Genomic DNA, 13,048 nt, shown 5'->3' with positions numbered 1-13,048 from the left:
CTTCGGATCCGGCCGTACCCGAATGTACTCCTCGCCTCTGGAGGCTCTCATGTCGTCACGTCGCAGCACGTCAGTCATCGCGATCGGAGCGGTCGCGCTCCTCGCGCTCGCCGGTTGCTCCGGAGGCAACTCCGCCAACAACGGCGACCAGTCCTCGGGCTCGGACTCGCTGGTCATCGACACCGCGTTCTCGATCGAGACGACCGACCCGGGTCACACCTACGACCCGACCGGAAACATGATCGCGAAGGCCCTGTACGAGACGCTCGTCGACTTCGAGGGCTCCGACGTCTCGACTCCGGTCCCGGGCCTCGCGTCCTGGGAGCAGAACGAGGCCGCGACCGAGTTCACCTTCACGCTTGAGGGCGACCGCGTCTTTTCCGACGGCACGCCGATCGAGGCGAAGGACGTCGTCTTCACCCTGCAGCGCATCCAGGGCATGACCGAGGCCAAGCCGAACTTCCTCCTCGGCGGCCTCACGATCACCGAGGTCGACGACAAGACGATCTCGTTCGTCTCCGAGACCCCGCTGCTGCAGCTGCCGGCGATCCTCGCGAACCCGGCGCTCGGCATCGTCAACTCCGACGTCGTGATCGAGAACGGCGGCACCACCGACGGCACCGACACCGCGCAGGGGTTCCTCGACGGCGAGTCCGCAGGCTCCGGCCCGTTCGTGCTCGACACCCTCGACCTCAGCTCGCAGGTCGTGTTGACGAAGAACGACGAGTACAACGGCGACGAGGAGTCGGCCTACTCGCGCGTCGTCGTGCGCAACGTCTCGGAGAGCGCCACGCAGCTCGCCAACCTCAAGGGCGGCGACTCCATGGTCTCGATGGACCTCAACGGCGACCAGGTCGCCGGTCTCGGCGACGACCTCAAGGTCGAGTCGGTCCCGTCCGGCCAGACGATCTTCCTGCTGCTCAACCAGTCGGATGCCGTCGCCGGCGAGCTCGCGAACGTGAAGATCGCCGAGGCGATCCGCTACTCCCTCGACTACGACGCGCTGCTCGAGCTCGCGGGAGCCGGCGCGGTCCAGGCGACCGGCGTCATCCCGCCCGGATTCGAGGGCGCCCTCGACACCGGTGTGGAGCAGGATCTCGAGAAGGCCAAGGCCGCTCTCGCCGAGGCCGGCTACACGGGTCAGACCCTGAAGCTGCAGTTCCCGAACGACTACCCGGTCGGCGGCGTGGAGTTCACCCCGCTCGCCGAGCGCATCCAGGCGCAGCTCGAGGAGGCCGGCATCACGGTCGAACTCGCCCCGGCGCCGTTCGCCACCGAGCTCGACGCCTACGTCAACGGCACCGAGGGCTTCGGCCTGTGGTTCTGGGGCCCGGACTACGCGGACTCCGCGAACTTCCTGCCCTTCGCCCCCGGTCTGAAGGTCGGCCTCCGCGCCGGCTGGGCCGCCGAGGCCAACCCGGAGATCGCCGGGATCGCCGCGGGTGCTGCCAGCGCGACCGACGAGGCCGTGCGCGCCGACGCCTTCACCTCGTTCGCCGAGGCGATGCAGGCCGAGGGTCCGTTCGTCCCGCTGATCGTGCCGGGTCGCAACATCGCGACCGCGGGTGACGTCGACGGCGCCGTGTACAACTCCGTGTGGGAGATGGACATCGCCGAGATCACGCCGGCCGGCTGAGCGGCCTCCCTATGACGACGGTGGCGGTGCAGAGGCAGGCGCAGCGGCGCAGATCGCCTCTGTTCGGGTACCTGCTGCGGCGGGCCGGCACCTCCCTGCTCCTGTTGGTGGGCGTGACGATCGTCACGTTCGCGCTCACCAACCTGGTGCCGGGTGACCCGGTCTCGGCGGCGCTCGGTGAGGGCGCCTCGCAGAACCCCGAGACCCGCGAGGCGTTCATCCGCGCGCAGGGTCTCGACCAGCCGCTGTTCGTCCAGTACTTCATCTACATGGGGAACCTGCTCCGCGGGAACCTCGGCACGTCGCTGGTGACCGGTCGCGCGGTCACCAGCGACCTCGCCACCGCCGTGCCTGCGACGATCGAGATCGCGATCGGCGCGATCATCCTGAGCCTCGTGGTCAGCATCGTGCTCGGCACGCTCGCCGCCTACCGTCGTGGACTCGTCACCGACCAGGCGATCCGCGTGGTGACGCTCGTCGGCCTGAGCGTGCCGACCTTCTGGCTGGCGCTCGTCAGCTTCTACGTCTTCTTCCTCGAGCTGCGCATCGCGCCCGGCTCCGGTCGCATCTCGCCCTCGATCACGCCGCCGCCGCGCATCACGGGTCTCTACACCGTCGACTACCTGCTCAACGGCGACGGCGTCGGCTTCTTCGACGCTCTCGCCCATCTCGCCCTGCCGGTCATGGTGCTGTCGCTCGTGACGATCGGCCTGCTGACGCGGTTCATCCGCACCTCGGTGCTCGAGGTGCTGGGCAGCGACTACGTGCGCGCCGCCCGCGCCAAGGGGCTGCCGGCGATGCGCGTCATCCTCGACTACGTGCTGCGCGGTGCGTCGCTGCCGATCCTCACGATCGTCGGCGTCGCCTTCGGCTCGCTGCTCTCCGGCACGGTGCTCGTGGAGTCCGTGTTCGCCTGGCCGGGCCTCGGCACGTACGCCTACAACTCGGCCGCCAACCTCGACCTGCCGGGCATCATGGGCGTCGGTCTCGTGGTCGGCGTCATCTACCTCCTCATCAACTTCGTCGTCGATCTGCTCTACGGCGTCCTCGACCCGAGAGTGAGGATCGCATGAGCCGCATCGCCGCCGCCACGCCGGCCGGCCGGTTCCGCTTCCGCTGGCCGCGCGCCTGGCGCACGCCGCTCGGCATCATCGGCACGGTCATCGCCGGCGCCTGGATCATCGTCGCCTTCACGGCGCAGTGGTGGGTGCCCTTCGGACCGAACGCGCAGGTGCTCCCGCGGCTCCAGCCGCCCGGGGTCGACACCCTGCTCGGCACCGACGGCAACGGCCGCGACATCTTCTCCCGCCTGATGACCGGCGCGACGGTGAGTCTTCCGCTCGCGCTCATGCTCGTGATCGCCGCCATGATCATCGGCACCGTGATCGGCGCGCTCGCCGGCTACTTCGGCGGATGGCTCGACGAGACGCTCATGCGCATCACCGACCTGTTCATGGCCTTCCCGACCGTGATCCTCGCGATGGTCGTCGCGGCATCGCTCGGCCCGTCGCTCTTCAACGCCGTGATCGCGGCGATCGTGGTGTCGTGGCCGCAGTACTCGCGTGTCACCCGCAGCATCGTTCTCAGCCTGCGCGGGCAGAACTACGTGATCGCCGGGCGGCTTCTCGGCCACTCGCCGCTGCGCACGCTGTTCGTCGACATCCTCCCGAACATCGCCGGACCCGTGCTCGTGCTGGCGACGCTCGACATCGGCGCGGCGATCCTGCTGCTCTCCGGACTCTCCTTCCTCGGTCTCGGCGCCCAGCCGCCGACGGCCGAGTGGGGCTCGATGATCTCGGGGGCGATGCAGAACTTCGACGCCTGGTGGCTCGGCGTCTTCCCGGGCCTCGCGATCCTGACCGTCGTGCTGGCGTTCAACTTCCTCGGTGACGCGATGCGCGACGTGCTCGACCCGACCGCAGAGGTCGTGCACGAGAAGAAGGCCGAGAACGACGCGTCGGCGACGGGGGTGCTCGCGTGAGCGCCCGTACCGTCGCGACGCGGGATGCGACGCTCAGCATCCGCGATCTGACGATCGACATCGGCCGCCCGCTCGTGCGGGGCGTCTCGCTCGAGCTGCTCCCCGGACGCATCCACGGCCTCGCGGGCGAGTCCGGATCGGGCAAGACGCTGACCTCGCTCGCCGTGCTCGGCCTCCTGCCCCGGCAGGCGCGCACCGGCGGATCGATCACGCTCGCGGGGGAGGAGCTCATCGGCCTCGGCCGTCGGGCGCTGAACCGTGTGCGCGGCAAGCGCATCGCGATGGTGTTCCAGGACCCGTCCGCGTCGCTGCATCCGCAGCTGCCGGTCGGCCGCCAGCTCACCGACCACATGCGCGTGCACCTCGGCCTCAGGGGTGCAGCCGCCCGTGCTCGCGCCGTCGAGCTTCTCGAGACGGTCCAGGTGCCGAATCCGGCGGAGGCCCTCACGCGCTACCCGCACCAGTTCTCCGGTGGACAGCGCCAGCGCATCGCGATCGCCTGCGCCCTGGCCTGCGACCCCGAGGTACTGCTGGCCGACGAGCCGACCACGGCCCTCGACGTCACCGTGCAGGCCGGCATCCTGCAATTGCTGCGTGACCTCGCGATCGAGCGGAACCTCGCCGTGCTGCTCGTCACGCACGACCTCGGCGTCATGAGCGCGATCGCCGATGAGGTCGCCATCATGAAGGACGGCCGCGTCGTCGAGCTCGCCGACCGCGAGACGCTGTTCCGCTCGCCGCAGCATGAATACACGAGGACGCTGCTCGCAGCGCTTCCCGGTTCGCGGATCGCCGAGATCGCCGAGATCGCCGACGAGGAGGATGCAGATGAGTGACGTCGCCGTCCTCGACGCGCAGGACGTGGTCGTGCGCTACCCGGGAAACCCTCCCGTGATCGCCGTGAACGGGGTGTCGCTCCAGGTCGCACCCGGAGAGACCGTGGCGCTCGTCGGCGAGTCCGGCAGCGGCAAGTCCAGTCTTGCCAGGGCCGTCGTCGGCATCGAGAAGACCGCGGCCGGCACGGTGCTCTTCCGCGACGCACCCGTGTCGCCCCTCGGCATCCGTCGTCGCGCGAAGGCGCTCACCGGCATCCAGATGGTCTTTCAGGATCCGTCGACGTCGCTGAACCCCCGGCGCCGGATCGGCGACCAGATCGCCGACGGCATCGCCACCGCTCGCGCCCGCGGCGCCGAGGGATCGACCGTCGCGGAGTGGCTCGAGCGGGTCGGGCTGCCCGCGCAGTCCGCCGCGCGCTTCCCGCACCAGTTCTCCGGAGGGCAGAAGCAGCGCATCGCGATCGCGCGCGCCCTCGCCGCCCGACCGTCGCTGCTGGTCGCCGACGAGCCGATCTCCGCGCTCGACGCGTCGACGCAGACCAGCGTCGCCGCCCTCATGCGCGACCTCGTCGCCGAGTCGGGAGCCGGGATGCTGTTCATCTCGCACGACCTCGCCGTGGTGCGGCGCATCGCCGACCGCACGTTCGTCATGTTCGCCGGCCGCGTGCTGGAGTCCGGCCCGACGGATCAGGTCTGGTCGGCGCCCCAGCATCCGTACACGCGCGCACTGCTCGCCGCGATCCCCGAGCCCGACGGCGCCGGGCGCATCCCGGTCGCACCGACGGTCGCGGACCGCGAGGTGTGGGCCGAGATCCCGGCTGTCCTGAACTAGCTCGGACGCGTAGGGACCGTGGACCCGCTCACGCCGAGCGGAACACCTCGACGCTGCCGGACTGCGGCCGCAACGCGAGGACGACGGCGAGGATGCCGAGGCCGAGGGTTCCGGCGAGGGAGGCGAGCGCACTCAGCATCACGAACAGGTCGGCGAACGCCTGGATGCTCTCAGGTCGAACGGTCGCGACGATGATCTGCGGGATGATCCAGGTCACGGCACAGAGGCCCAGAACCCACATCGGTGCCCACCGCCACGGTGCGGGAACGGTGCGCCCGCGAGCGATCTGCGACGCCGCGATGAGGGCCGATGCGGCGGGGACGAGCAGCGTCACGTAACGGTAGATCTCCCACGACCCGCTTCCCGATGAGGGATCGGTGTCGAGAACCGGCGTGAGGGCGAGCGCGAGGAGAAGCCAGAGCGCGAACACGGTCAGCGCTCCGGCTCCGAGCGGCTTGCGGTCGACGACGCTCGCGTCGCGCGAAAGCCCGAAGGAGAACAGCAGTATCGACGTGGCGAAGATCACGTCGGCGACCGTTCGCAAGACCACCGACCCGGCGGTCCCGATCAGACTGCTCTGCAGCATCCCCGCAACGCCGCAGCAGACGAGACCCGCCCCGGCGATGATCCACGCGTCGTCGCGTCGAACTGCTCATCCTGCCAGCCTAATCAGCGGCGAAGGACCGCCCGTTGGTCGGGCGTCGCAGCGCCTCCTTCCGGCGGTTGTGACGCTTGACGAGTACAAGCGCGACGACGGCCCCGAGGAGCAGGGGGCCGAGGAGCCAGAGAATCTGCAGGTGATCCTCCGCCGGCTCCAGGATCGCGCGAACGACGGCGCTGACGACGAAGACGGCGAGGATCGAGGTAGCCGAGGTGAGTCGGTTCTCCGCATTCCAGAAGCGATCGGGGTCGGGTTCCGCCGAGCGGGGGCGCTTCGGGCGGCGACGCCACTGCCGCCAGACCCGCACCCCGAACACGACGGCGACGGCGAGGCCGACCCCCGAGACGGCGATGCCGAGGACCGGTCCGGAGGAGAAGGTGGTCATCCATGCGCCGAGGAGCGCCAGTCCGATGCCCGCGGTCAGCAGAGCGGAGTTCGCCTCGTTCGTGTTCCCCTCGGTCATGACCACAACCTAGGGCAGATGCGATGCGATGCGACACGTTGCCTGAACTGTCGGGGCAGGCCCGAGACATATCAAAGACCTCGCGGGCGATGCGCATCCCAACGGCTAGAAAAGTCTGCCCGAATGTCTGTCCGCTGAAGAGGGGACAGACAGCGCTATTGGTTCGCACCTAGCCTCAATGCGGGGAGCTGACGCCTCGTTCTCCTCAAACGAAAGTCAGAACATGCTCTATGTAGTCGTAGGCGTAACTCTCCTCGTTGTGGGTGCAATCGTGGGGAGAATGGGCCGAAGGATCGGCACGGCTCTCGCTGCGATCCTTGTGCTTGCGTGGTGCGGCCTGCTTGCGTGGCTCGGTCTGACAGGGAGTCTTGACGGGCCTACGGTGCAGTCGCTGGCCGCCTGTCTCGTGATCGGCTTGCTCGCCTTTCTCTTCGGCGCAGGCATCGCCAGTCGATTCTCACCTCAGCGAAAAGCTCGCCAGGAGCAGTGACCCTTAGGAAACCGAGGCGAGGAAACACGACGGGCCGGGGCATCAGCCCCGGCCCGTCGTTCTCAGCTCTGGATCAGAGCGGTGCGATGATGTCCTGCTCGACGTCCCACTCGGTGATCTCCTGGACGCTCTCGATCTTCTGACCCTCGAGCTCGGTCGAGCCGGTGGCGGCGAGCACGACGTAGTCCGAGGTGAGCTCGAAGACCATGTCGACGGACGTGCCGCCCTCTTCGGTGACGCCGGTGAGCAGGAACACGTCCTGGCCGAGGCGCGTGCCCGTGCCGGTGACCGTGTACTCGCCGGAGAGCGTGCCGGCCACACCCATCGGGTCGGACGCGTCGACGGCCTTCGCGGCCGTGCTGAGCGCGACGACCGTCGGGTCGGTGGAGGCCGTGTCAGCGGCCTGCCACTCGCCGGTCGCGGACTTCACCCAGGCGTCCTCGCCGATGACGACGACGGATCCGAAGGTCGTGTCCGTCGCGACGGCAGCCTCTGCCGGGTTGTAGCGGCTGGTGGATTCCATGCCGAGCGTGGTCATCTTCGCCGCGAAGCCGGCCGAGTCGGCCATGGCTTCCGTGACGCACTCCGAGAGCGCGGCGCCGTCGATGGTCGCGCCGTCCTTCAGCTCGGGGCAGTCGGACTCAGGAGCAGCGTTCTCCTCCTGAGCGGCACCGCTGGGCTTCTCGTCGGCAGGCTTGTCGGATCCTCCGGCGCACCCGGTGAGTAGGACGGAGGCGGCGAGAATCACGCCGACCCCCCATTTGTTGACGCGCATGGCGTCCCCCCTTCAGTCGTATGCCCCGACGACGGTCATCGGGGCACGCCCTCCAGCATGCCAAATGTTCGGCGGGTCCTCCGACATCCGCGCGTGGGCACGGCTCCCCATCGTGATCCGCGGATGCGAGAACGGCCGCCCACTGGGTAAGCTGAGGCAACCCTTACTTCGACGAACAGGTTTCGCCATGCCCTTCACACGTTCGAAGGCGCTCACCGCCTTCCTCGCCCTCGCGGTCGCCGCCGCGGCCCTGTCCGCCTGCGCGCCGGCCGCCGAGAACCCCGACGGCGCTGCCCCTGCCGCCGACGACGGCGCCTTCCCCGTCACCGTCGAGCACGCCTACGGCGACACGGAGATCCCCGAGCAGCCGCAGCGCGTCGTCACCGTCGGCTACACCGAGCAGGACACCCTCTGGGCCCTGGGCATCAAGCCGGTGGGCGTGACCGAGTGGTACGGCGGATACGACTTCGCGTCGTGGCCGTGGGCCGACGAGGCACGCGGCGATTCCGAGCCCGAGGTGCTCGGCACGAGCGACGGCCTGGACTTCGAGGCCATCGCCCTGCTCGACCCCGACCTGATCATCGGCACCAACGCCGGCATGACGGAGGAGGACTACGACCGCCTCTCCGACATCGCGCCCACCATCGCGCACTCCGGCGACTACTCGATGTACTTCGAGCCGTGGGACGTGCAGACCCTGCAGATCGGCAAGGCCGTCGGCCGCACCGAAGACGCGCAGAAGCTCGTCGACGACATCGACGCCCAGTTCGCCGAGGCGGCCGAGGCGCACCCCGAGTTCGCCGACGCCTCGGTCGTCTTCCTGCAGAATGCGATCTACGACGGATCCGCGATCGCCTACCAGGACGGCCTCAGCACCGACTTCCTCACCGACCTCGGCTTCTCGATCCCCGCGGAGATCGACGCCTACGCCCCCGAGGACGAGTCCGGCGGCCAGGCCTACATCCCGGTCGAGAACCTCGACGTGCTGAATGCGGCCGACGTGCTCATCTGGGGCACGGAGTCGGATGACGACATCACCGCCCTCGAGGCGGAGCCGTTCGTGACCGCCATCGAGGCGATGAAGAACGGATCCGTGGTCTACACCGACGGCGTGACCGCCGGCGCGATCTACTTCACATCTCCGCTCAGCCTCCCGTATGTGATCGACGCCCTGGTCCCGGCCCTCGCCGACGCGATCGCAGGGAACGGCCCGGCCCGCACCGCGGAGTGACCTCGGTCGTATGAGCACTGTCGCACGCACGCGACGCGATCCGTCCCGGACATCTCCGGGGCGGATCGCGCTCGTCGTCGTGCTCGCCCTCGCTGCACTGGTCGTGGCGGCGGGCATCGGCCTCACGGTCGGCACCAAGCTCGTGGGTCTCGACACCGCGATCCGCGCGATCACGGATTTCGACGGAAGCGACCTGCAGCTGGTGGTGCGGGAGTCGCGCGTCCCGCGCACGGTGTTCGGCATCGTCGTGGGTCTGGCCCTCGGAGCCGCGGGTGCCGTGATGCAGGGACTCACCCGCAACGCGCTCGCCGATCCCGGCATCCTCGGGGTGAACGCCGGCGCCTCGGTCGCCGTGGCCATCGCGGTCGCGACCCTCGGCATCCGGGATTTCCCGCATCTGATGATCTTCGCGCTCGTCGGGGCGCTGGTCACGACCATCGGCGTCGTGCTCCTCGGGGCGGCGGGCGGTGGCAGCCCGGTCACCCTCGTGCTCGCCGGCGTCGCGCTCGCCGCGGTGCTCGGCGGACTCACGACCGCGCTCGTGCTGCTCAACCCGCACGCCTTCCTGCAGATGCGCAGCTGGGAGTCGGGGGCGCTCGCGGGTCGAGATCTGTCGATCCTCACGGTCGCCGGCCCCACGATCGCCGTCGGCCTCGTGCTGGCCTTCGCGATCACGCGCAGCCTCGACGTGCTCGCCCTGGGCGACGACACGGCCGCATCGCTCGGCGTGCGCATCGGACCGCTCCGCACCGGAGCCGTCGCCTCCGTCACCCTCCTCGCCGGCACCGCGACCGCCGTCGCCGGTCCCGTCGCGTTCCTCGGACTCGCCGCTCCGCACATCGCGCGCGGGATCGTCGGGTCGTCGCAGAAGGCGATCGTGCCGCTCGCGGCCGTGATCGGGGCGATCGTCGTGGTGCTCGGCGACGTGGTCGGACGCGTCATCATCGCGCCGCAGGAGGTGCCGGTGGGCATCGTCATGGCCTTCGTCGCCGCTCCGTTCCTCATCTGGATCGGCCGCCGCAGGAATCCGGTGCAGCTGTGAGCGCCGCACCCCGGGCCGAGATCCGGCACCGTCCGCTCAGCCGTCGGGCGCGCGGGGCGATGGCGATCCTCGTCGCGGTGCTGGTGGCGTCGTTCCTCGCGAGCCTCTCGATCGGCGACACCGTGCTGTCGCCGATCCGCGTCATCCAGGCGCTGTTCGAGACGCAGGGCGGCATCCGCATGGTCGTGGTGGACTGGCGGCTGCCCCGGGCGCTGGCCGCGGTCTTCTTCGGGGCGGCCCTCGCCCTCGCCGGCACCGTGTTCCAGACGATCACCCGCAACCCGCTCGGCAGCCCCGACGTGATCGGCCTGACCACCGGCGCGTACACGGGCGCTCTCATCGTGATGACCACCGGCGGCTCGTCGGGCGTCGCGGTTGCGATCGCCGCGGTGCTCGGCGGCTTCGCGACCGCGGCCCTCGTCGCCGCCCTCGTCGCCGGTCGCGGCGCGCTCGGCTACCGCATCGTCATCGTCGGCATCGGCGTGAGCGCGATCCTCGCGGCGCTGAACGCGTGGATGCTGCTGCGCGCACGGCTCGAGGTGGCGATCTCGGCCGCGATCTGGGGGGCCGGATCGCTGAACGGCGTCGGGTGGGCGCAGGCCGCAGTGCCGATCATCGTCGTGACGGCGCTGATGGTGCTCCTGGGCTTCGCGCGCCGAGGACTGTGGCTCATCGAGCTGGGCGACGACATCGGCACGAGCCTCGGCGGCCGGATGAACCTCACCAAGGTCGGGCTCATCGCGATCGCCGTGGGGCTCTGCGGCGTCGTCACCGCGGCGATCGGACCCATCGCCTTCGTCGCCCTCGCGGCGCCGCATCTCGCGAAGCTGATCGTGAAGAACGGGCCGCTCCACCTCGTCGCCACCGCCCTCACCGGAGCCGTGCTGCTGTCGCTGGCCGACATCATCGGGCAGAACGGCATCCCCGGGCGGGCGCTCCCGGTCGGCGTCGTCACGCTCGTGCTCGGCGGCGTCTACCTGATCTTCCTCGTGGTGCGGACGGCGCGGCGGCGCTTCTGAGGCGTCGCGCGGACCGGGGTCGATCCGCACCGGACGTCTGGCTATCATGTCTCGGTGTCGGACCAGGATGATCTGAGAACTGTTCCACCGCCTCCGCTCGAGGGTGTGCGGGTGCTCGACGTGTCCACGCTGTTCGCGGGGCCGCTCGCGGCGACGTTCCTCGGCGACTTCGGCGCCGACGTGATCAAGATCGAGCATCCGACGCGTCCGGACGCCTCGCGCGGACACGGCCCGCAGAAGGACGGCGTCAACCTGTGGTGGAAGACGCTCGGCCGCAACAAGCGCACGGCGACCGTCGACCTGAGCTCCGCCGCCGGCGCCGAGGTGCTGCTGCGGCTGGTGGCGGATGCCGACGTCATGATCGAGAACTTCCGCCCCGGCACCCTCGAGCGCTGGGGTCTGTCGCCGGAGCGCCTCCACGAGGCGAACCCGCGCCTCGTGCTCGCCCGGGTCACGGCCTTCGGGCAGTTCGGACCCTATTCGTCGCGCCCGGGTTTCGGCAGCCTGGCCGAGGCGATGAGCGGATTCGCGGCGCTGACCGGCGACCCCGACGGTCCGCCCACGCTCCCGCCGTTCGGACTGGCCGACGGCATCGCCGCCCTCGCCACCTCGTACGCCGTGATGGCGGCGCTGCGCAGTGCCGAGCGCGATGGCCGGGGGCAGGTCGTCGACATGGCGATCATCGAGCCGATCCTCATGCTGCTCGGCGGGCAGATCACGGCCTGGGATCAGCTCGGCACCGTGCAGCCGCGCACCGGCAACCGCTCGGTCAACAACGCGCCGCGCAACGTCTACCGCTCGCGTGACGACGTGTGGCTGGCGGTCTCGACGAGTTCGCAGTCGATCGCCGAGCGCGTGATGGCGGTGGTCGGTCGTGCCGAGCTGATCGACGAACCCTGGTTCCGCTCGGGTCATGAGCGCGCGCTGCACGCCGACGAGCTCGATGACGCGGTGCAGTCGTGGATCGGAGCCCACGACGCCGACGAGGTGGTTGCCGCGTTCGAGGCGGCGTCGGCCGCGATCGCCCCCGTCTACGACGTGCGCGGCGTGGTCGAGGATCCGCAGTACCGCGCGCTGGGCACCGTGGTGCGCGTCGTAGACGACGAGCTCGGCGACGTGGCGATGCAGAACGTGCTGTTCCGCCTGTCGCGCACGCCGGGATCGATCCGCTGGGCCGGACGCCGGCACGGTGCCGACACCGACGACGTGCTGCGCGACGCCGGATTCACGGATGCCGAGATCGCTGAGCTGCATGCATCGGGAGCAGTCTGATGTCGGGCCACCGCACCGGCCTCTACGTGCCCGGCGACCGCGCCGATCGGTTCGTCTCGGCGGAGGGCAGCGGCGCCGACCTGGTGGTCTTCGACCTCGAGGATGCCGTCGCGCCCGACCGCAAGCGGGCCGCGCGCGACGCGGTGGTGGAGTGGCTGAACGGCCCGGGCCGAGGCACCGCGGCCGCGCAGGTGCGCGTCAACGCGGGCGACGACGAGGATCTGCGTGCGGTCGCCGGTCTCCCCGTCGACGTCGGCATCCGTCTTCCGAAGGTCGAGACCGCGGCCGATGTCGACCACGCCGCCGCACTCGCGCCCGGACGCCCCGTGATCGCCCTGCTCGAGTCGGCGCGCGGCGTGCTGAACGCCCTGCCGATCGCGGATCATCCCGCCGTCACCGCGCTGGCGCTCGGCGAGAGCGACCTACGGAGCGAGATCGGGGGAGGAGAGCGGATGCTCGACCACGCCCGGCTCACCGTGCTGTTCGCGGCGCGGGCCGCTGGTCTTCCCGCGCCGATGGGGTCGGTGTATCCCGCGATCCGCGATGAGGAGGGTCTGCGCGCCGACACCCGCCGGATGGCCGAGCTCGGCCTGTTCGGGCGGATGGCGGTGCACCCCGCGCAGCTTCCGATCATCGCCGCGGTGTTCGCCCCGTCCGCCGCCGAGCGGGCGTGGGCGGAGGAGGTGCTCGCGGCGCTCGAGGCAGGTGGTGTGTCGACCCTGGCCTCGGGCGAGATGGTCGATCCTGCGATGCGCGGTCGCGCCGTGAGGATCCTGCGCGCGGCCGACGCAGGGTCTTGACACCCGCGGG

The 13,048-nt window shown here is 70.2% G+C and carries 13 protein-coding genes; 10 read left to right on the top strand and 3 right to left on the bottom strand.

All coding sequences use genetic code 11. The features are described from left to right. Nucleotides 1–49: 49 nt before the first annotated feature. The 5 genes from LC452_RS06235 to LC452_RS06215 are packed head-to-tail and all read left to right on the top strand — an operon-like array spanning nt 50 to nt 5,285. Nucleotides 50–1,636 (top strand): ABC transporter substrate-binding protein, encoded by a 1,587-nt coding sequence (locus LC452_RS06235; protein WP_223623313.1) that lies wholly within the window; start codon nt 50–52, stop codon nt 1,634–1,636. An 11-nt stretch (nt 1,637–1,647) separates the two neighbouring features. Continuing rightward, a complete protein-coding gene (locus LC452_RS06230; RefSeq protein ID WP_223623311.1) occupies nt 1,648–2,709 on the top strand; it encodes an ABC transporter permease in 1,062 nt (353 codons plus the stop codon). After that, nucleotides 2,706–3,617, top strand: coding sequence for an ABC transporter permease (locus LC452_RS06225; protein WP_223623309.1), 912 nt, complete (start codon nt 2,706–2,708; stop codon nt 3,615–3,617). Before LC452_RS06230 ends, LC452_RS06225 begins: the two co-directional genes overlap by 4 nt. After that, the gene (locus LC452_RS06220) at nt 3,614–4,453 is read left to right on the top strand and encodes an ABC transporter ATP-binding protein (RefSeq protein WP_223623307.1); all 840 of its coding nucleotides are present in this window, start codon (nt 3,614–3,616) and stop codon (nt 4,451–4,453) included. The genes LC452_RS06225 and LC452_RS06220 overlap by 4 nt, the downstream gene beginning before the upstream one ends. Beyond that, nucleotides 4,446–5,285 carry an ABC transporter ATP-binding protein gene (locus LC452_RS06215; protein WP_223623305.1) on the top strand — a complete coding sequence of 280 codons (840 nt, stop codon included), beginning with the start codon at nt 4,446–4,448 and terminating at the stop codon, nt 5,283–5,285. The genes LC452_RS06220 and LC452_RS06215 overlap by 8 nt, the downstream gene beginning before the upstream one ends. A 28-nt stretch (nt 5,286–5,313) precedes the next feature. On the opposite strand, the gene LC452_RS06210 is transcribed toward LC452_RS06215, so the two are convergent. The 3 genes from LC452_RS06210 to LC452_RS06200 form a co-directional block, all read right to left on the bottom strand. Continuing rightward, on the bottom strand, nt 5,314–5,871 hold the full coding sequence (locus LC452_RS06210; protein ID WP_223623303.1) for a hypothetical protein: 558 nt from the start codon (nt 5,869–5,871) through the stop codon (nt 5,314–5,316). Between the two features lie 79 nt (nt 5,872–5,950). After that, nucleotides 5,951–6,409, bottom strand: coding sequence for a hypothetical protein (locus LC452_RS06205; protein ID WP_223623301.1), 459 nt, complete (start codon nt 6,407–6,409; stop codon nt 5,951–5,953). A 563-nt stretch (nt 6,410–6,972) separates the two neighbouring features. Next, nucleotides 6,973–7,674, bottom strand: a complete 702-nt coding sequence (locus LC452_RS06200) for a hypothetical protein (RefSeq protein ID WP_223623299.1) — start codon at nt 7,672–7,674, stop codon at nt 6,973–6,975. Nucleotides 7,675–7,861: 187 nt separating this feature from the next. On the opposite strand from LC452_RS06200, the gene LC452_RS06195 reads away from it, so the two are divergent. From LC452_RS06195 to LC452_RS06175, 5 genes are read left to right on the top strand one after another with little or no spacing between them, the layout of a single operon-like run. Further along, entirely contained in the window at nt 7,862–8,905 is a 1,044-nt protein-coding gene (locus tag LC452_RS06195) for an iron-siderophore ABC transporter substrate-binding protein (protein ID WP_223623297.1), read from the top strand. A gap of 10 nt (nt 8,906–8,915) precedes the next feature. Then, entirely contained in the window at nt 8,916–9,947 is a 1,032-nt protein-coding gene (locus LC452_RS06190; protein ID WP_223623295.1) for an iron ABC transporter permease, read from the top strand. Then, nucleotides 9,944–10,966, top strand: a complete 1,023-nt coding sequence (locus LC452_RS06185; protein WP_223623293.1) for an iron chelate uptake ABC transporter family permease subunit — start codon at nt 9,944–9,946, stop codon at nt 10,964–10,966. Before LC452_RS06190 ends, LC452_RS06185 begins: the two co-directional genes overlap by 4 nt. A 54-nt stretch (nt 10,967–11,020) precedes the next feature. After that, the gene (locus LC452_RS06180; RefSeq protein ID WP_223623291.1) at nt 11,021–12,238 is read left to right on the top strand and encodes a CaiB/BaiF CoA-transferase family protein; all 1,218 of its coding nucleotides are present in this window, start codon (nt 11,021–11,023) and stop codon (nt 12,236–12,238) included. Continuing rightward, complete coding sequence (locus tag LC452_RS06175; RefSeq protein ID WP_223623289.1) at nt 12,238–13,038, top strand: CoA ester lyase; 801 nt, start codon at nt 12,238–12,240, stop codon at nt 13,036–13,038. Before LC452_RS06180 ends, LC452_RS06175 begins: the two co-directional genes overlap by 1 nt. Nucleotides 13,039–13,048: the final 10 nt, after the last annotated feature.

The organism is Microbacterium sp. EST19A, from assembly GCF_019969685.1.
GTDB lineage: Bacteria > Actinomycetota > Actinomycetes > Actinomycetales > Microbacteriaceae > Microbacterium.
This window is presented reverse-complemented; position numbering and strand designations above follow the sequence as displayed.

Excerpts from the sequence above, each read along its gene's own strand:
- LC452_RS06235 (WP_223623313.1), top strand. The coding sequence starts at position 50 with ATGTCGTCACGTCGCAGCACGTCAGTCATCGCGATCGGAGCGGTCGCG.
- LC452_RS06230 (WP_223623311.1), top strand. The coding sequence starts at position 1,648 with ATGACGACGGTGGCGGTGCAGAGGCAGGCGCAGCGGCGCAGATCGCCT.
- LC452_RS06225 (WP_223623309.1), top strand. The coding sequence starts at position 2,706 with ATGAGCCGCATCGCCGCCGCCACGCCGGCCGGCCGGTTCCGCTTCCGC.
- LC452_RS06215 (WP_223623305.1), top strand. The coding sequence starts at position 4,446 with ATGAGTGACGTCGCCGTCCTCGACGCGCAGGACGTGGTCGTGCGCTAC.
- LC452_RS06210 (WP_223623303.1), bottom strand. The coding sequence starts at position 5,871 with ATGCTGCAGAGCAGTCTGATCGGGACCGCCGGGTCGGTGGTCTTGCGA.
- LC452_RS06205 (WP_223623301.1), bottom strand. The coding sequence starts at position 6,409 with ATGACCGAGGGGAACACGAACGAGGCGAACTCCGCTCTGCTGACCGCG.
- LC452_RS06200 (WP_223623299.1), bottom strand. The coding sequence starts at position 7,674 with ATGCGCGTCAACAAATGGGGGGTCGGCGTGATTCTCGCCGCCTCCGTC.
- LC452_RS06195 (WP_223623297.1), top strand. The coding sequence starts at position 7,862 with ATGCCCTTCACACGTTCGAAGGCGCTCACCGCCTTCCTCGCCCTCGCG.
- LC452_RS06190 (WP_223623295.1), top strand. The coding sequence starts at position 8,916 with ATGAGCACTGTCGCACGCACGCGACGCGATCCGTCCCGGACATCTCCG.
- LC452_RS06175 (WP_223623289.1), top strand. The coding sequence starts at position 12,238 with ATGTCGGGCCACCGCACCGGCCTCTACGTGCCCGGCGACCGCGCCGAT.